Below are 17,906 nucleotides of genomic sequence, written 5' to 3'. Positions count from 1 at the left end.
GCTTTCGCGAGCAAGCCCGCTCCCACATTCGATTTGTGTCGGCTGATGATGTAATGCGTGATACCACCAAATCAGAGCGAGATTGGATGTGAGCAAGCGAGCCTATAACTTCTGTGCCGGTCCTGCGGCGCTTCCTGAAGCTGTCCTGCAACGTGCCCAGGGTGAACTCCTTGATTGGCATGGCAAGGGTCTGTCGGTCATGGAAATGAGCCATCGCAGTGATGAGTTCGTGTCCATTGCTACTCAGGCCGAGCAGGACCTGCGTGACCTGCTGAATATCCCGTCGAACTATAAAGTGCTGTTTCTGCAAGGCGGCGCCAGCCAGCAGTTTGCGCAGATTCCGCTGAACCTGCTGCCTGAAGGCGGCAGCGCCGACTATATCGACACCGGTATCTGGTCGCAGAAAGCCATCGAAGAAGCCTCGCGCTACGGCCACGTCAACGTTGCCGCCACCGCCAAGCCTTACGACTATTTCGCCATTCCGGGCCAGAATGAGTGGAATCTGTCGAAAGACGCCGCTTACGTTCACTACGCGCCGAACGAAACCATCGGCGGTCTGGAATTCCAGTGGATCCCGGAAACCGGTGATGTGCCGTTGGTCGCCGACATGTCTTCGGACATCCTCTCGCGTCCGGTCGACATCTCGCGTTTCGGCATGATCTACGCCGGCGCACAGAAGAACATCGGCCCGAGCGGTATTGTCGTCAACATCATTCGCGAAGACCTGCTGGGCAGGGCTCGGTCGCTGTGCCCGACCATGCTCGACTACAAGGTCGCGGCCGACAACGGTTCGATGTACAACACGCCGCCGACCCTGGCCTGGTACTTGTCAGGTCTGGTGTTCCAGTGGCTGAAAGAGCAGGGCGGCGTTGAAGCGATCGCTAAACTGAATGATGTCAAGCAGCGCACGCTGTATGACTTCATCGATGCCAGCGGTCTCTACAGCAACCCGATCAACAAGTCGGACCGCTCGTGGATGAACGTGCCATTCCGTCTGGCTGACGATCGCCTGGACAAGCCGTTCCTCGCCGGTGCCGACGAGCGCGGTCTGCTCAACCTCAAGGGCCACCGCTCCGTGGGCGGCATGCGCGCCTCCATCTACAACGCCGTCGACATCAACGCCGTCAACGCGCTGGTGGCGTACATGGCTGAATTCGAGAAGGAACACGGCTGATGTCCGAGCAAGAACTCAAGGCACTGCGCGTTCGCATCGACGCTCTGGACAGCAAGGTCCTCGAGCTGATCAGCGAACGCGCCCGCTGCGCCCAGGAAGTTGCGCGAGTAAAGATGGCCTCGCTGGCCGAAGGCGAAGTGCCGGTGTTCTATCGTCCCGAGCGTGAAGCTCAGGTGCTCAAGCGGGTGATGGAGCGCAATCAGGGGCCGCTGGGGAACGAAGAGATGGCGCGGTTGTTCCGCGAAATCATGTCCTCGTGCCTGGCGCTCGAGCAGCCGCTAAAAGTGGCTTACCTCGGCCCTGAGGGCACCTTCACCCAGGCGGCGGCCATGAAGCACTTCGGCCACGCGGTGATCAGCAAGCCGATGGCGGCGATCGACGAAGTGTTCCGTGAAGTGGCTGCGGGTGCGGTGAACTTCGGCGTGGTGCCGGTGGAGAACTCCACCGAAGGTGCGGTCAACCACACCCTCGACAGCTTCCTCGAACACGACATGGTGATCTGCGGTGAAGTCGAGCTGCGCATCCACCACCACCTGTTGGTCGGCGAAAACACCAAGACCGACAGCATCAGCCGCATCTACTCCCACGCGCAGTCGCTGGCCCAGTGCCGCAAGTGGCTGGACGCGCATTACCCGAATGTCGAGCGCGTGGCGGTGTCGAGCAATGCCGAAGCGGCCAAGCGGGTCAAAGGTGAGTGGAATTCGGCGGCGATTGCCGGTGACATGGCCGCAGGTTTGTACGGCCTGACGCGTCTGGCCGAGAAGATCGAAGACCGTCCGGACAACTCGACGCGCTTCCTGATGATCGGTAACCAGGAAGTGCCGCCGACCGGCGACGACAAGACTTCGATCATCGTCTCGATGAGCAACAAGCCTGGCGCGCTTCACGAGCTGCTGGTGCCGTTCCATGACAACGGGATCGACCTGACCCGGATCGAAACCCGTCCGTCGCGCAGCGGCAAATGGACCTACGTGTTCTTCATCGACTTTGTCGGCCATCACCGTGATCCGCTGATCAAAGGTGTGCTGGAAAAGATCAGTCAGGAAGCAGTAGCACTCAAAGTGCTGGGTTCCTACCCGAAAGCAGTTCTCTAAGGGGCGGTAGCAAATGAGTGGCAACTTCCTCGCTCTGGCACAGCCGGGCGTGCAACAACTTTCGCCGTACGTTCCGGGCAAGCCTGTGGACGAACTGGCGCGCGAGCTGGATCTGGATCCGGCGAAAATCGTCAAACTGGCAAGCAACGAAAATCCGCTGGGCGCCAGTCCGAAAGCCTTGGCGGCGATCCGCGAAGAACTGGCCGAGCTGACCCGCTATCCGGACGGCAACGGCTTCGCGCTGAAATCGCTGTTGGCCGAGCAGTGCCGCGTCGAGCTGAACCAGGTGACCCTAGGCAACGGCTCCAACGATATTCTTGAGCTGGTGGCGCGCGCCTATCTGGCGCCGGGCCTGAACGCCGTGTTCAGTGAGCACGCGTTCGCTGTCTACCCGATCGCCACCCAGGCTGTCGGTGCGCAGGCCAAAGTGGTTCCGGCCAAAGACTGGGGGCATGACCTGCCTGCGATGCTTGCGGCCATCGACGCCAACACCCGCGTGGTGTTCATCGCCAATCCGAACAACCCGACCGGTACCTGGTTCGGCGCCGAAGCGCTGGACGAGTTTCTGCAGGACGTGCCGGAGCACGTCCTGGTGGTGCTGGACGAGGCGTACATCGAATACGCCGAAGGCAGTGATCTGCCGGACGGTCTGGATTTCCTCGCGGCGTACCCGAATCTGCTGGTATCGCGCACGTTCTCCAAGGCCTACGGTCTGGCGGCGCTGCGCGTCGGTTATGGCCTGTCCACTGCGGTAGTAGCGGACGTGCTGAACCGCGTGCGCCAGCCGTTCAACGTCAACAGCCTGGCCCTGGCCGCGGCCTGTGCGGCGCTGAAAGACGAAGAGTATCTGGCGCAAAGCCGTCAGCTCAACGAATCCGGCATGCAGCAACTGCAGGCGGGGTTCCGTGAGTTGGGTCTGAGTTGGATCGAGTCCAAAGGCAACTTCATCTGCGTCGATCTTGGTCAGGTCGCTGCGCCGATTTTCCAGGGGCTGCTGCGTGAAGGCGTGATTGTGCGTCCGGTGGCCAATTACGGCATGCCGAACCACCTGCGGGTGACTATCGGTCTGCCGGCGGAAAACAGCCGCTTCCTCGAAGCGCTGCGTAAGGTTCTGGCTCGTGGGTGATGTCACTGCTCTGCAATCTGCTGCACCTATGATCGGTCGCCTGGTGGTGGTCGGTCTGGGGTTGATCGGTGGTTCGTTTGCCAAAGGCTTGCGTGAAAGCGGTATCTGCCGCGAAGTGGTCGGGGTCGATCTCGACCCGCAATCGCGCAAGCTGGCGGTCGAGTTGGGTGTGGTGGACCGTTGTGAAGAAGACCTGATCGCTGCGTGTCAGGGCGCCGACGTGATTCAGCTGGCGGTGCCGATTCTGGCCATGGAGAAAGTCCTGGCTCGTCTGGCGAGCGTTGATCTGGGGCAGGCGATTCTGACCGATGTCGGCAGCGCCAAGGGCAATGTGGTGCGCGCGGCGACCGAGGCGTTTGGCGGTATGCCAGCGCGCTTCGTGCCGGGCCATCCAATTGCCGGCTCCGAGCAGAGCGGGGTGGAAGCTTCCAACTCTGAGCTGTTCCGTCGGCACAAGGTGATTTTGACGCCGCTCGAGCAGACCGACCCGGCCGCACTGGCGGTGGTTGATCGCTTGTGGCGCGAACTGGGTGCCGACGTCGAGCACATGCAGGTCGAGCGTCACGACGAAGTTTTGGCCGCGACCAGTCATCTGCCGCACCTGCTGGCCTTCGGTCTGGTCGACTCGTTGGCCAAACGCAATGAAAACCTTGAGATCTTCCGTTACGCTGCGGGCGGTTTCCGCGATTTCACAAGAATCGCCGGAAGCGACCCGGTGATGTGGCACGACATCTTCCTCGCCAACCGCGAGGCTGTCCTGCGCACACTCGATACATTTCGCAGCGACCTCGACGCCTTGCGCGACGCGGTCGATGCAGGGGATGGGCACCAATTGTTGGGCGTCTTCACGCGCGCCCGGGTTGCCCGCGAGCATTTCAGTAAAATCCTGGCCCGCAGGGCCTATGTGGACGCTATGAATTCCAACGATCTGATTTTCCTGGCTCAACCTGGTGGCCGCCTGTCCGGTCGGATTCGCGTACCAGGTGACAAATCGATTTCCCACCGCTCGATCATGCTCGGCTCGCTGGCCGAAGGCGTGACCGAGGTTGAAGGTTTCCTCGAGGGCGAAGATGCCCTGGCGACCTTGCAGGCATTTCGCGACATGGGCGTGGTCATCGAAGGCCCGCACCACGGTCGTGTGACCATTCACGGCGTCGGCCTGCACGGTCTGAAGCCTGCGCCGGGTCCGATCTATCTGGGCAACTCCGGCACCTCGATGCGTCTGTTGTCCGGCCTGCTGGCGGCGCAGAACTTCGACAGCACCCTGACCGGCGATGCGTCGCTGTCCAAGCGTCCGATGAATCGTGTGGCCAATCCGCTGCGTGAAATGGGCGCTGTGATCGAAACCGCTGCCGAAGGTCGTCCGCCGATGACCATTCGTGGCGGGCACAAACTCAAGGGGCTGACCTACACCATGCCGATGGCCAGTGCTCAGGTGAAGTCCTGCCTGCTGCTGGCGGGTCTGTACGCCGAAGGCAAGACCACCGTGACCGAGCCGGCGCCGACCCGTGACCATACCGAGCGCATGCTGCGCGGTTTTGGCTACCCGGTAAGCGTCGATGGCGCCACGGCGTCGGTCGAGTCCGGCGGCAAGCTGACTGCGACCCATATCGAAGTGCCGGGCGACATCTCGTCGTCGGCGTTCTTCCTGGTGGCCGCGTCGATCGCCGAAGGTTCCGAGCTGGTGCTGGAGCACGTTGGCATCAACCCGACCCGTACCGGCGTCATCGACATCCTGCGTCTGATGGGCGCAGACATCACCCTGGAAAACCAGCGTGAAGTTGGCGGCGAGCCAGTGGCTGACCTGCGTGTGCGCGCTGCTAAACTCAAGGGTATCGAGATTCCGGAAGCGTTGGTGCCACTGGCCATCGACGAATTCCCGGTGCTGTTCGTGGCGGCGGCGTGTGCCGAAGGTCGTACCGTGCTGACCGGTGCCGAAGAGCTGCGCGTCAAGGAATCGGATCGCATTCAAGTCATGGCGGACGGCTTGCTGGCGCTGGGCGTCAAATGCCAGCCGACTCCCGACGGCATCATCATTGATGGCGGCCAGATCGGTGGCGGCGAAGTGCATGGTCACGGTGATCACCGTATCGCGATGGCTTTCAGCGTCGCTTCGCTGCGCGCCACTGCACCGATCCGCATCCATGATTGCGCCAACGTCGCGACGTCGTTCCCGAACTTCCTCGCGCTGTGCGCGCAGGTCGGCATTCGCGTGGCTCAAGAGGCTCAGTCGTGAAAAACATTGCACCGGTCATCACCATCGATGGGCCAAGCGGTTCGGGCAAGGGCACGGTCGCCGGGATCCTGGCCAAGCGTCTGGGCTGGAATCTGCTGGACTCCGGTGCGCTGTATCGCCTGCTGGCGTTCGCTGCGCACAACCATGGTGTCGACCTGACCAATGAAGAGCTGCTGAAGAAACTGGCCGCTCATCTGGATGTGCAGTTCATCGCGGCGACCGACGGTCAGCTGCAGCGCATCATTCTGGAAGGCGATGAAGTCAGCGACGTCATCCGTACTGAAAGCGTCGGCTCCGGCGCTTCTCAGGTGGCCGCATTGCCGGCGGTACGCGAGGCGCTGCTGCAGCGCCAGCGTGCTTTCCAGGAAGCGCCGGGCCTGGTGGCGGATGGCCGCGACATGGGCACAGTGGTTTTTCCGGATGCGCCGCTGAAGATTTTCCTCACTGCCAGTGCCGAGGAACGGGCGCGCCGCCGATATTTGCAGTTGAAGGGCAAAGTCGAGGGTGTTAGTCTGTCGAGTCTGCTAGATGAGATCCGTGCACGCGACGAGCGTGATACCCAGCGCGCAGTAGCCCCGCTCAAGCCGGCGGCTGATGCGATACAGCTGGATTCCACGGAGTTGTCCATCGATCAGGTGCTTGAACGCATCATGAGTGAGATCGCCATTCGCGATATCGCCGGGTGACCAAGAAGGCCGCAGGGGACCAGTCATAGTCCTGCGGCGCTTCTTTTAAATGAAACTAACCCACACCGTCTGGGGTGTGGAGATGGGCGTATTCTTCGCCCTCATCTACAGGAATTAAAATGAGCGAAAGCTTTGCGGAACTCTTTGAAGAAAGCCTAAAGACCCTGAACCTTCAGGCAGGCTCCATCATCACCGGTGTTATCGTTGATATCGATTACCAGGCTCGCTGGGTAACCGTTCACGCTGGCCTGAAGTCTGAAGCACTCATCCCGCTGGAACAGTTCTACAACGATGCTGGTGACCTGACTATCAATGTCGGTGACGAAGTTCACGTTGCTCTGGATTCGGTTGAAGACGGTTTCGGTGAAACCAAGCTGTCCCGTGAAAAAGCCAAGCGCGCTGAATGCTGGATCGTTCTGGAAGCAGCCTTCGCAGCTGAGGAAGTGGTCAAGGGCGTTATCAACGGTAAGGTTAAAGGCGGCTTCACTGTCGACGTTAACGGCATCCGTGCGTTCCTGCCAGGTTCCCTGGTTGACGTCCGTCCAGTGCGCGACACCACGCACCTGGAAGGCAAAGAGCTGGAATTCAAGGTCATCAAGCTGGACCAGAAGCGCAACAACGTTGTCGTTTCCCGTCGCAGCGTCCTGGAAGCCGAGAACTCCGCCGAGCGTGAAGCTCTGCTGGAATCCCTGCAGGAAGGCCAGCAAGTCAAAGGTATCGTCAAAAACCTCACCGATTACGGCGCATTCGTCGATCTGGGTGGCGTGGACGGCCTGCTGCACATCACCGACATGGCGTGGAAGCGTATCAAGCATCCTTCCGAAATCGTCAACGTTGGTGACGAAATCGACGTCAAGGTTCTGAAATACGATCGCGAACGCAACCGTGTTTCCCTGGGCCTGAAGCAACTGGGCGAAGATCCATGGGTTGCTATCAAAGCCCGTTACCCAGAAGGCACTCGCGTTACCGCTCGTGTAACCAACCTGACCGACTACGGCTGCTTCGCTGAGCTGGAAGAAGGCGTTGAAGGTCTGGTACACGTTTCGGAAATGGACTGGACCAACAAGAACATCCACCCTTCGAAAGTCGTACAAGTCGGCGACGAAGTGGAAGTCATGGTTCTGGACATCGACGAAGAGCGTCGTCGTATCTCCCTGGGCATCAAGCAGTGCAAGTCGAACCCATGGGAAGACTTCTCTGGCCAGTTCAACAAGGGCGACAAGATCTCCGGCACCATCAAGTCGATCACCGATTTCGGTATCTTCATTGGTCTGGACGGCGGCATCGACGGTCTGGTTCACCTGTCCGACATCTCCTGGAACGAAGTGGGCGAAGAAGCCGTACGTCGTTTCAAGAAGGGCGACGAGCTGGACACCGTCATCCTGTCGGTTGACCCAGAGCGCGAGCGCATCTCCCTGGGCATCAAGCAACTGGAAAGCGATCCGTTCTCCGAGTACGTCTCGGTTAACGACAAGGGCGCTATCGTGACCGGTACCGTGAAAGAAGTTGACGCCAAAGGCGCCATCATCGTTCTGGCCGACGACATCGAAGCAACCCTGAAAGCCTCTGAAATCAGCCGTGACCGCGTTGAAGACGCGCGCAACGTTCTGAAAGAAGGCCAGGAAGTTGAAGCCAAGATCATCAGCGTTGACCGCAAGAGCCGCGTAATCCAGCTCTCGATCAAGTCGAAAGACGATGCTGAAGAGAAAGAAGCCATCCAGAGCCTGAAAGCAGCTCCGGAAGGTGAAGCAGCTGACACCACTATGGCGGCACTGCTGCGTCAAGCAATGGCCAAACAGAACTAAGTTCTGCTTGATCATGAAAAAGGGCGACTTCGGTCGCCCTTTTTTGTGCCTGCGATTTGGTGGCGGTGCGCGCCGCGGTTTGCGTGGATCGAGGCTACGGTGAAACCAATCACTTCAACGGGTTGTCTGTTTCTTTAATCGGATCAATCGCCTATTCGCGACTAAGCTGGGTATTAGTCGTGCAGTAGTCGGGCGTTGCCTGGCATAAGGAAGTGGATGAACAGATTTATTGTCTTGGTTGCGGTGTTGGTACTGGCTGGCTGCACCACAAGTGCCAAAACGCATGCTGTGCGTGGCGTCAGCGGTATCGAGATCGACTGCTCTGGTCTGGGTTCGGGGTGGGAGAAATGCCAAAAGCGCGCAGCGAAGGAGTGCAAGGGCGCGGGTTACAGGGTAATCACCCGATCTGATCAGGCCAAGGATGAAGATGAATATCCGTTTGGCTTCAATCCTGCAGGCTACGTCACTCGAACCATGCTGGTCATGTGCCGTTGAGTGTTCACTGCTTCGGCTTGTGCTTGTGTGCACTGAAAACAGGCGTTTCGGCGCCAAGGAAGATATGTCAATCCCTGGGCTGTTCAAAATCTTCCGGGCGTGCTAAAACCTTTCAAGCGCTGATCTAGCTGCTTGAAAAAGAAGGGAAAAATATGACGAAGTCGGAGTTGATCGAACGAATTGTCACCCATCAAGGGCTACTCTCATCCAAAGATGTGGAGCTGGCCATCAAGACCATGCTTGAACAAATGTCCCAGTGTCTGGCCACCGGTGATCGCATCGAGATCCGTGGGTTTGGCAGCTTCTCCCTGCACTATCGTGCGCCGCGCGTCGGTCGCAATCCGAAGACCGGTCAGTCGGTCAGCCTTGACGGCAAGTTTGTTCCGCATTTCAAGCCGGGCAAGGAATTGCGTGACCGGGTGAACGAGGAAGAGGAGGAGGGGGTTTGACAGTCGCTATCTCTACACAGGGAGTAACCCATGCGTAACCTCAAGCGCATACTTCTTGGTGTTTTTATTCTGCTGCTGGTGTTGGTGATTCTGGCGTTTGTGCTTGAGAACCAGCAGTCGGTTTCGCTTTTGTTTATGGGCTTTTCGGGCCCGCAGTTGCCCGTGTCGGTTGTTGCTGTGTTGGCATTGCTGATCGGCATGATGATTGGTCCTGTATTGGGCTGGTTTCTGGGGCGTTCGTCCAGGGCAGCGCGCAAACGACTGGTCTGAAAGCGACAGGCGCACGGCATCTGTCGAATTTGCGCCTTGGTCTGTCTTTATCCATTAGTAAAACCATCATTAAGCTGTAAAATGCACCCTTGTTCGATCGTGCCTAAATGCATGTCGATTTCAGACTGACTCTGACGGATGCCAACTGATGGTGGCTTCTGCATTCATGGATTAGACCGCGCTCGCAGGCAGCGCTGTCCGCAGCTCAAGGGTATCGTTTCGCGTGAAAATTCTAGTTACCGGCGGCGCCGGCTTCATTGGCTCGGCAGTCATCCGTCACATCATCTCCAATACTTCTGATTCTGTCGTCAATGTCGATAAGCTGACTTACGCTGGCAATCTGGAGTCATTGGCAGAAGTCAGCCAGAACTCCCGTTACGCTTTCGAGCGCGTCGATATCTGCGATCGTGATCAGGTTGACCGTGTCCTGCGTGAGCACCAACCGGATGCAATCATGCACCTGGCCGCAGAATCTCACGTCGATCGTTCGATCTCCGGCCCGTCCGAATTCATCCAGACCAACATCATCGGTACTTACACGCTGCTCGAAGCTGCCCGCCACTACTGGGCAGCGCTGGATGATGCGCGTAAAGCCAGTTTCCGCTTTCATCATATTTCGACTGACGAAGTTTACGGAGACCTCGAAGGTCCGGAAGACCTCTTCACCGAGACCACGCCTTACCAGCCTAGCTCGCCTTATTCGGCGAGTAAGGCAAGCTCGGATCATCTGGTTCGTGCTTGGGCACGCACCTATGGCCTGCCGACACTGGTTACCAACTGCTCGAACAACTATGGCCCTTGCCACTTCCCTGAGAAGCTGATCCCTCTGATTATTCTCAATGCACTGGAAGGCAAACCGCTGCCCGTGTATGGCAAAGGTAACCAGGTTCGTGACTGGTTGTATGTCGAAGATCACGCTCGTGCGTTGTACAAAGTCGTCACTGAAGGTGTAATCGGTGAGACTTACAACATCGGCGGTCATAACGAAAAACAAAACATTGAAGTGGTGCACACCCTCTGTGCGCTGCTTGATGAATTGCGTCCTGATTCGGCCCATCGTCCTCATGCCAGCCTGATTACCTATGTTCAGGATCGTCCTGGGCATGATGTGCGTTATGCAATCGATGCGAGCAAAATTCAGCGCGAATTGGGCTGGACTCCGGAAGAGACATTCGAAACCGGCATTCGCAAGACTGTTGAGTGGTATCTGAACAACACTGAGTGGGTTGAGCACGTGAAGAGCGGTAGCTACCAGCAGTGGATTGACCAAAACTATGCGGATCGTTCGAGCAAAGCATGAAGATCCTGCTTTTAGGAAAGAACGGTCAGGTGGGCTGGGAGCTGCAACGTTCCCTGGCTCCGCTTGGCGAACTCGTCGCTCTTGATCGTCACGTTGTCGATGGCCTCAGCGGTGATCTGTCGAATCTTGAATGCTTGCGTGCAACGATTCGTCAGATAAAGCCCGACGTTATTGTTAATGCTGCCGCTTATACGGCGGTCGACAAAGCTGAGTCGGAAACCGAGTTGGCGGATCGTGTAAACGGCCTTGCGAGTGGCGTGATGGCGGAAGAAGCCGCATCGCTGGGCGCATGGCTGGTTCACTACTCAACGGATTATGTTTTCAGTGGGCAAGGCGTCACGCCATGGCAGGAGACAGACCCTGTCGCGCCGGTAAACCATTATGGCGCCAGCAAGCTCGCCGGTGAGCAGGCGATTATCGCGTCGGGTTGCAACCATCTGATCTTCCGCACCAGTTGGGTGTACGGCGCTCGCGGCAATAACTTCGCCAAGACCATGCTGCGTTTGGCCAAAGATCGCGAAACGTTGAGCGTGATTGCGGATCAGATCGGAGCACCTACCGGGGCGGATCTGATCGCTGATGTAACGGCGTTGGCTATTCAGCAAGTTAACAAGCGTCCAGAGTTGGCTGGCCTCTATCATTTGGCCGCTGCTGGCGAAGTGTCCTGGCATGGCTATGCCAGTCTCGTAATCGACTTCGCTAAAGCCCAAGGCGAGGAGTTGGCTGTGACAACGGTCGACCCAATCGAAACGACTGCCTACCCGACACCTGCACGTCGCCCTCTGAACTCACGCTTGAACACTCAGAAGCTGCGCGACAATTTTTCTCTACACTTGCCGGATTGGCAAAGTGGTGTAACCCGAATGCTTAGGGAAGTTCTCAACAAATGACCACGACAAATCGTAAAGGCATTATCCTCGCTGGTGGTTCGGGCACGCGCTTGCACCCGCTTACTCTTGGTGTGTCCAAGCAGATGCTGCCGATCTACGACAAGCCAATGATTTTTTATCCGCTGTCGGTATTGATGCTCGCGGGTATGCGGGAAATTTTGATTATTTCTACGCCTGATGATTTGCCGTGCTTCCGCAAGCTGCTGGGCGATGGCAGTCTGTACGGCATCAAGCTGACGTACGCCGAGCAACCTAGCCCGGACGGCTTGGCACAAGCCTTTATCATTGGCGAAGAGTTCATTGGCAAAGACCCTTGCTGCCTGATTCTGGGCGACAATATTTTCTACGGTCAGCATTTCTCGGATAACTTGCGCTCGGCGAGCACTCAAGAGCTTGGCGCCACCGTATTTGGCTACCATGTTTCTGATCCTGAGCGTTTCGGTGTCGTTGAGTTTGATGCGGCAGGTAAAGCGCTGAGTATTGAAGAGAAACCGCTAAAGCCAAAGTCCAATTACGCTGTAACTGGACTGTATTTCTATGACAACGACGTCGTCGATATCGCCAAGAATATCAAACCGTCTGAGCGCGGAGAACTGGAGATCACTGATGTCAATCGTGCCTATCTTGAGCGTAAAACGCTCAAGGTCGAAATGCTTGGCCGGGGCTTTGCGTGGCTCGATACCGGTACTCATGATTCGCTACTTGAAGCCAGTCACTTCGTACATACGATTGAGCAGCGCCAAGGCCTGAAAGTTGCCTGTCTCGAAGAGATTGCCTTTCATAATGGCTGGATTAATGCCGAGCAACTTGGCGCTCAAGCAGATGCGTTGAAAAAAACCGGCTATGGTCAGTATCTGCAAAAATTGCTGGATTCGCCGTCGCACTGAAGACGTTCGCGGCTATTGAGCATCAGAGTTCGTCCCGCGTAGTAGGAATGGCATGCCAGTAAAACATCCCCAGATTGCGGTTTTGCTGGCAGCCTTTAATGGTATGCAGTGGATCGAGCAACAAGTGGCTTCTGTCCTCGGCCAGCGAGCAGTTGACGTTACCGTTTTCATAAGTATTGACCCCTCTACTGATGGCACTGAGGATTGGTGTAATGCATACGCTGCGAAACATCCTGGCGTGGTTGTAATGCCGGCTGCTGGAAGTTTCGGCGGTGCATCTCGTAACTTCTTTCGATTGATCCGCGACGTTGATTTTTCTCGCTATGATTTCATCGCGCTATGCGATCAGGACGATGTCTGGTATCCCGATAAGTTGCATAGAGCAGTCCAAGTCCTTTCTCATCATGAAGTCGATGCATATTCAAGCAACGTTAGGGCTTTCTGGCCTGACGGGAAAACCTGCTTACTGGACAAAGCACAGCAACAAGTGGCTTGGGATTTCTATTTCGAAGCGGCAGGTCCTGGTTGTACCTACGTAATGACCAAGAGCCTCGTCGCAGCGATGAAGGCCGATATGCTTCTCAACTGGCGATGTCTCCAAGAAGTTAGTTTGCATGATTGGTATTGTTACGCTTTCGCCCGCACGCATGGTTATAGGTGGTATATCGATCCAAAACCTTCGATGGATTACCGTCAACACGGGGGCAATCAGGTTGGTGCGAATACAGGCCTTGGTTCATTGATATCCCGATACAAATCCATTCATGATGGCTGGTGGTTTGACCAAGTTCGACTAATAGCGCGTCTAATTGGCCAGGAAAATGACCCCTTCGTTCGAACTTGGTTGTCATTGGGTCGTCGTCAATTAATGAGGTTGTCATTCAGTGCTTTCAAGTGCAGACGACGAGCACGCGATAAGATGTTCTTCTTCTTTATTTGCTGGGCCACAGCTTTGATTGGTAAGAAAGCATCATGACTACCCCAACGGTACTGGTCACAGGCGTAACCGGGTTAGTGGGTGAGGCGGTGGTGTTCAAGCTTTTGGTAGACAAGTCCTTTCCTGTCATCGCCGCTGCTCGAGGTGCAACCCGTTTACATGGACTCTGTCCTGTTGTTCCCTTCGATCTGACTCAATCGCTTCACCTGCCTTGCTTGCGTTCGGTGCAAGTCATCGTTCATTGTGCTGCCCGAGTGCATATTATGGATGACAACGCTCTAGATCCGCTGGCTGAGTTTCGCAAGGTAAATGTGGATGGCACTCTTCGTTTGGCACAACGAGCCGCCGAATCAGGAGTTACACGCTTCATCTTCATAAGCTCGATTAAGGTGAATGGCGAAAGTACACAGCCGGGTAGGCCATTCACAGCTGAAGATCAGCCAAATCCGTCCGATGCGTATGGAGCGTCTAAATACGAAGCCGAAGAAAAGCTAACTGAACTGAGCCGGAAGACCGGAATGGAGGTAGTAATAATTAGGCCGCCGTTAGTCTATGGGCCAGGTGTGAAAGCTAATTTCCTAACTATGCTGAGTTGGCTGAACAAAGGTGTTCCATTACCGTTGGGGGCCATTCGGAATCAACGCAGTTTGGTAGCTATTACAAACCTTGTCAGCCTGATCGTTACTTGCATCAACCATCCCGCTGCCCCCAATCAGACCTTTCTGGTGAGTGATGGTGAAGACATCTCAACGACCGAATTGCTGCAACGCTTGGCTATTGCACTGGACAAACCTGTTCGGCTTTTGTCGGTCCCCAATAAGCTTCTCGGGTGGGCAGCCGTGCTCTTGGGTAAGCGAACCTTCGTTAATCGTATTTGTGGATCGCTTCAGGTCGATATCGATAAGAATCGTGAATTGCTAGGCTGGACGCCTTCCATGAGCATGGACATCGCGCTTCTAAAAACTGCTCGTTATTTTCAGGAACAACGATCGAAATGAGTGCTTGCTGGCTACTTCTTGCTGTAGTTGTTGGTTCGTGGGCGCTGACGTATGTTTTGCGGCGTTATGCTTTAGCAAAGAGGTTGATCGACATTCCCAACGATCGCAGTTCTCATAAGGAACCCACTCCACGCGGCGGGGGAGTCGCTATTGTTGCATCCTTTCTATTGGCTTTGCCCTTACTGGGCAGTATAGGCTTGATGAATGCGGAAACTCTCTACGGCGTGTTTGGTTCAGCACTAATCATCGCTGCAATCGGTTTTGCAGATGACCATGGGCATATTGCGGCACGTTGGCGATTGCTTGGGCATTTCATTGCCTCGGCATGGGTGTTGTACTGGACGAGGGGCCTTTCTCCCATCCTGCTGTTTAATGTCACATTTGATGTAGGTTGGCTAGGTGACATTCTAGCGCTGGTATATCTGGTTTGGATGCTCAATTTGTACAATTTCATGGATGGAATTGACGGATTGGCCAGCATTGAAGCGATCAGCGTCTGTGTCGGCATGTGTTTGATTTATTGGATTACAGGCTTCAATGGGCTTATGTGGGGCCCGCTGCTGTTGACCGGAGCCGTAGTTGGTTTTCTTTTTTGGAATTTCCCTCCCGCTGGAATTTTTATGGGGGATGCTGGTAGCGGTTTCCTCGGGATTGTGCTGGGAGCCTTTTCGCTGAACGCTGCATGGACGGCGCCTGAATTGCTATGGAGTTGGCTTATTCTGCTAGGTGTGTTTATCGTCGATGCTACATGGACACTTGTTACACGGTTTTTCAATGGTAACAAAATATACGAGGCCCATCGAAGTCACGCTTATCAGAAAGCCTCGCGCTCTTTTAATAGCCATAAAACTGTTTCCTTGGCGGTACTTTCTATCAATCTTGTCTGGTTGCTGCCAATAGCTATGTGGGTAGCGATTGGCGGTTCTGGCGTCCTCGGCGTGATAGCCGCTTACACGCCATTGTGTGGTCTGGCATGGAAGTTTAAAGCGGGCCAGCCCGACTGAAGTGTGTATTAAGCAGGCGCAGCTGCGCTTTAAAGGTCATCCCTTTCAAGGTCTTAGGTAAAATCCCCTGAAATCTCACTCTGGGATCCCCGAAGATGTGGACCGATGTTCTAGCTCGATTCGAAAAAAAGCACCTGCCAGCGTCATGGCCAAGTTGGCGTTGGAGCAGGCTATTGCTCCTGAGTGGGTCGATCAGGTCTTCGAAGAACATCGGCAACGGCAGTATTCTCGTGAGCTACTTTTCTCGACCATCATCAAGCTGATGTCCCTTGTTTCATTGGGTTTGAAGCCATCCCTGCACGCCGCCGCTCGGCAACTGGAAGATCTTCCTGTCAGCTTAGCAGCCCTCTACGACAAGATCAGTCGTACCGAACCTGCTCTGTTGCGCGCGTTGATCACAGGCTGCGCGCAACGCCTGACCCCAACCATCAAAGAGCTGGGTTGCACCACGATGCTGCCGGGCTGGCAGGTTCGGGTGGTGGACGACAACCAATTGGCATCCACTGAGAAACGTCTGGGCGCTCTACGCCACGAGCGAGGTGCCGCTCCTCCTGGCTTTTCGGTGGTTGTCTACGACCCCGATCTCGATCAGGTCATCGACCTTCAGGCGTGTGAGGATGCTTGCGCAAGCGAGCGTATTTGTGTGCAGCCTCTATTGGCTGATGCCGAGCCGGGCCAGGTGTGGCTGGCTGATCGACTCTACTGCACGCTCCCGGTTATGGAAGCTTGTGAGCAGGTCCAGACATCCTTTGTCATTCGTCAGCAAGCCAAGCACCCACGCCTGATTCAAGAGGGTGAGTGGTAAGAACCCGTAGTTGTGGAAACAGGCACTGTGCGCGAGCAGATCATCCACGTCAGAGGTGGTTACCAATGGCGGCGCGTGGAACTGCCGCTTTATTCGCCAACGGACTCGGGTGACAGCAGCTTGATGTTCTGGAGCAATCTACCTGAGAGCGTCAGTGCACAGCAGATCGCAGAACTCTATCGCCGCCGCTGGAGTATTGAGGGCATGTTCCAGCGACTAGAAGCGATCCTAGAAATTGAAATCGAAACCCTTGGCAGCCTAAAGGCTGCCTTGCTCGGGTTCGCTACTGCGGTATTGGCATACAACGTCCTGGCCGTACTCAAACGAAGTGTCGAACAAGCCCATCGGGACACCCAGCCTGAAGGCTGGGAAGCCTCGACCTACCACTTGGCGGTCCAGGTCAGGAATGGTTATGAGGGACTGCAGATTGCGCTGCCCTCGGAGTACCTTCCCGTTATCCCTGCGGAAAAACTGGCTCAGCGCTTATTGGAACTGGCCAGAAACATCCAGCCAAAACAAGTTGCGAAAAGCCCTCGAAGCCCCAAGGTGCCCAAGCCTAAGACGTGGGTCCAAGACACAGCGGTGCATGCTCATGTTTCAACGGACAGGGTAATCAAGGTCGCCAAAACGAAAAGACCTTGAAAGGGATGGCTTTAAAGGTGGGTCATCGCACCTGGATAAGTAGTGAAGGCACTCTCAGGGGCGATGACGGGAGGCTCGCTAAGGGCAGATTGCTCGAAGGTATGGGATCCGCTGAATTATCGAAACGATGAGAACTGACGTTATAAAAGTCAGGAAGGTAACCACCAAAAAATAGAGCCAAGGATTTATCGATAGGAAGTTATCCCTAACTATAGCTGCAATGATATTCAATGGGATCATGTGAAAAAGATATATCCCCAACGTTTGTTTTCCAATGTAATTGGGTGCTTTCGAAAAAATATTGTTGTTGCGATTTAAGGGGAGCAAATAAATTGCAGCAAAGGCTCCTAGCGTGGAGATAAGGACAGTGGGTGAGTTGTAGTCCATAAATAACATGGAATATTTGGAGTCCGCGATAGACTTCCACCATGATAGAAAAATAGTCATTGATAAACCTATTAGCCAAACCACTGTTGCCAGTAATAATGATGCTTTTTTACCAACGAATTTCTGTAATGTCTCATGCAATACCGCGCCTGCTAACATGTAGCCGGCATAAATAGGCACGTAAAGCATATCGATCCCAATAAGCGGGAATCCAAAAAAGCCTTTAAAAGCCGGCATTATTGAAGCTCCAATCGACCATGCAGATAAGATCCAGAGCTTTTCCTTTAGAGTCGCAGAAGTAAAAAAACGACTGAGTAGAGGGAGGAATATATAAAGTCCCAGCAAGGTATAGATAAACCAAAGGTGGAGTATAGGGCCGCGAATTATATGTTTTAGCCACCCTGATGTAGATGTTCAAAAGTAGTATTTATTAAAGATTAAGTATATAAACGACCAAACTACCAAGGGTATTAGTACGCGTTGCATTCTTTTTGTAATGGAGTGTATTGAATGTTCGCGGGGGAGGAGAAGCGCACCTGTAACCATAAAAAACAAAGGTACGCTGATCCTGGAAAAAGCTTCGTAAAATAATGCTGCATGCCATTGCCCACCAAAAGAAACATATCCTGGTGCGCTAGTGTGAATCATGATGACAAGCACGATCGCGATAGATTTGATGGCATCGAGCGAAGCAATGCGTTGTGACAAGTTATTCGTCATT

Annotated in this window: 15 protein-coding genes and 2 pseudogenes; 16 read left to right on the top strand and 1 reads right to left on the bottom strand. The window is 55.2% G+C overall.

Annotation, left to right across the window (positions count from 1 at the left end; all coding sequences use genetic code 11):
* The first annotated feature begins 88 nt into the window (after positions 1-88).
* From serC to E4T63_RS19670, 16 genes and pseudogenes are all read left to right on the top strand, one after another.
* Complete coding sequence (gene serC / locus E4T63_RS19745) at positions 89-1,174, top strand: 3-phosphoserine/phosphohydroxythreonine transaminase (RefSeq protein ID WP_135296312.1); 1,086 nt, start codon at positions 89-91, stop codon at positions 1,172-1,174.
* Entirely contained in the window at positions 1,174-2,268 is a 1,095-nt protein-coding gene (gene pheA / locus E4T63_RS19740) for a prephenate dehydratase (protein ID WP_003226907.1), read from the top strand. Before serC ends, pheA begins: the two co-directional genes overlap by 1 nt.
* Before the next feature lie 13 nt (positions 2,269-2,281).
* Positions 2,282-3,394, top strand: coding sequence for a histidinol-phosphate transaminase (gene hisC, locus E4T63_RS19735; protein WP_095137263.1), 1,113 nt, complete (start codon positions 2,282-2,284; stop codon positions 3,392-3,394).
* Positions 3,395-3,422: 28 nt separating this feature from the next.
* The gene (locus E4T63_RS19730) at positions 3,423-5,630 is read left to right on the top strand and encodes a bifunctional prephenate dehydrogenase/3-phosphoshikimate 1-carboxyvinyltransferase (protein ID WP_245223469.1); all 2,208 of its coding nucleotides are present in this window, start codon (positions 3,423-3,425) and stop codon (positions 5,628-5,630) included.
* Positions 5,627-6,316 carry a (d)CMP kinase gene (cmk, locus tag E4T63_RS19725; protein WP_015093983.1) on the top strand — a complete coding sequence of 230 codons (690 nt, stop codon included), beginning with the start codon at positions 5,627-5,629 and terminating at the stop codon, positions 6,314-6,316. Before E4T63_RS19730 ends, cmk begins: the two co-directional genes overlap by 4 nt.
* A gap of 119 nt (positions 6,317-6,435) precedes the next feature.
* Positions 6,436-8,121, top strand: a complete 1,686-nt coding sequence (rpsA, locus tag E4T63_RS19720) for a 30S ribosomal protein S1 (RefSeq protein ID WP_027612422.1) — start codon at positions 6,436-6,438, stop codon at positions 8,119-8,121.
* Positions 8,122-8,337: 216 nt separating this feature from the next.
* The gene (locus E4T63_RS19715) at positions 8,338-8,616 is read left to right on the top strand and encodes a hypothetical protein (RefSeq protein WP_135296310.1); all 279 of its coding nucleotides are present in this window, start codon (positions 8,338-8,340) and stop codon (positions 8,614-8,616) included.
* A 152-nt stretch (positions 8,617-8,768) separates the two neighbouring features.
* Positions 8,769-9,065, top strand: coding sequence for an integration host factor subunit beta (ihfB, locus tag E4T63_RS19710; RefSeq protein WP_003189779.1), 297 nt, complete (start codon positions 8,769-8,771; stop codon positions 9,063-9,065).
* Between the two features lie 30 nt (positions 9,066-9,095).
* Complete coding sequence (locus tag E4T63_RS19705; protein ID WP_027612424.1) at positions 9,096-9,335, top strand: LapA family protein; 240 nt, start codon at positions 9,096-9,098, stop codon at positions 9,333-9,335.
* Between the two features lie 223 nt (positions 9,336-9,558).
* Positions 9,559-10,635, top strand: coding sequence for a dTDP-glucose 4,6-dehydratase (rfbB, locus tag E4T63_RS19700; RefSeq protein ID WP_096794925.1), 1,077 nt, complete (start codon positions 9,559-9,561; stop codon positions 10,633-10,635).
* A complete protein-coding gene (gene rfbD, locus E4T63_RS19695) occupies positions 10,632-11,525 on the top strand; it encodes a dTDP-4-dehydrorhamnose reductase (RefSeq protein ID WP_135296309.1) in 894 nt (297 codons plus the stop codon). The genes rfbB and rfbD overlap by 4 nt, the downstream gene beginning before the upstream one ends.
* On the top strand, positions 11,522-12,412 hold the full coding sequence (rfbA, locus tag E4T63_RS19690) for a glucose-1-phosphate thymidylyltransferase RfbA (RefSeq protein WP_135296308.1): 891 nt from the start codon (positions 11,522-11,524) through the stop codon (positions 12,410-12,412). Before rfbD ends, rfbA begins: the two co-directional genes overlap by 4 nt.
* A 52-nt stretch (positions 12,413-12,464) precedes the next feature.
* The gene (locus E4T63_RS19685; protein WP_096794928.1) at positions 12,465-13,388 is read left to right on the top strand and encodes a glycosyltransferase; all 924 of its coding nucleotides are present in this window, start codon (positions 12,465-12,467) and stop codon (positions 13,386-13,388) included.
* Complete coding sequence (locus E4T63_RS19680; protein ID WP_096794929.1) at positions 13,385-14,347, top strand: UDP-glucose 4-epimerase family protein; 963 nt, start codon at positions 13,385-13,387, stop codon at positions 14,345-14,347. The genes E4T63_RS19685 and E4T63_RS19680 overlap by 4 nt, the downstream gene beginning before the upstream one ends.
* Positions 14,344-15,351, top strand: coding sequence for an MraY family glycosyltransferase (locus tag E4T63_RS19675; protein ID WP_096794930.1), 1,008 nt, complete (start codon positions 14,344-14,346; stop codon positions 15,349-15,351). The genes E4T63_RS19680 and E4T63_RS19675 overlap by 4 nt, the downstream gene beginning before the upstream one ends.
* Before the next feature lie 145 nt (positions 15,352-15,496).
* Positions 15,497-16,798, top strand: a pseudogene (locus tag E4T63_RS19670) (IS4 family transposase).
* A gap of 78 nt (positions 16,799-16,876) precedes the next feature.
* On the opposite strand, the pseudogene E4T63_RS19665 reads toward E4T63_RS19670, so the two are convergent.
* A pseudogene (locus tag E4T63_RS19665) lies at positions 16,877-17,833 on the bottom strand (acyltransferase).
* Between the last annotated feature and the right edge of the window lie 73 nt (positions 17,834-17,906).

Origin of the sequence: Pseudomonas fluorescens, assembly GCF_004683905.1 — a bacterium.
In the GTDB taxonomy this organism is placed as follows: domain Bacteria; phylum Pseudomonadota; class Gammaproteobacteria; order Pseudomonadales; family Pseudomonadaceae; genus Aquipseudomonas; species Aquipseudomonas putida_A.
This window is presented reverse-complemented; position numbering and strand designations above follow the sequence as displayed.

Bases quoted from the DNA above. Each gene is read 5' to 3' on its own strand.
- rfbA (WP_135296308.1), top strand. From the start codon at position 11,522: ATGACCACGACAAATCGTAAAGGCATTATCCTCGCTGGTGGTTCGGGC.
- E4T63_RS19715 (WP_135296310.1), top strand. From the start codon at position 8,338: ATGAACAGATTTATTGTCTTGGTTGCGGTGTTGGTACTGGCTGGCTGC.
- pheA (WP_003226907.1), top strand. From the start codon at position 1,174: ATGTCCGAGCAAGAACTCAAGGCACTGCGCGTTCGCATCGACGCTCTG.
- E4T63_RS19675 (WP_096794930.1), top strand. From the start codon at position 14,344: ATGAGTGCTTGCTGGCTACTTCTTGCTGTAGTTGTTGGTTCGTGGGCG.
- rpsA (WP_027612422.1), top strand. From the start codon at position 6,436: ATGAGCGAAAGCTTTGCGGAACTCTTTGAAGAAAGCCTAAAGACCCTG.
- E4T63_RS19685 (WP_096794928.1), top strand. From the start codon at position 12,465: ATGCCAGTAAAACATCCCCAGATTGCGGTTTTGCTGGCAGCCTTTAAT.
- E4T63_RS19730 (WP_245223469.1), top strand. From the start codon at position 3,423: ATGATCGGTCGCCTGGTGGTGGTCGGTCTGGGGTTGATCGGTGGTTCG.
- E4T63_RS19680 (WP_096794929.1), top strand. From the start codon at position 13,385: ATGACTACCCCAACGGTACTGGTCACAGGCGTAACCGGGTTAGTGGGT.
- E4T63_RS19705 (WP_027612424.1), top strand. From the start codon at position 9,096: ATGCGTAACCTCAAGCGCATACTTCTTGGTGTTTTTATTCTGCTGCTG.
- hisC (WP_095137263.1), top strand. From the start codon at position 2,282: ATGAGTGGCAACTTCCTCGCTCTGGCACAGCCGGGCGTGCAACAACTT.
- rfbD (WP_135296309.1), top strand. From the start codon at position 10,632: ATGAAGATCCTGCTTTTAGGAAAGAACGGTCAGGTGGGCTGGGAGCTG.
- ihfB (WP_003189779.1), top strand. From the start codon at position 8,769: ATGACGAAGTCGGAGTTGATCGAACGAATTGTCACCCATCAAGGGCTA.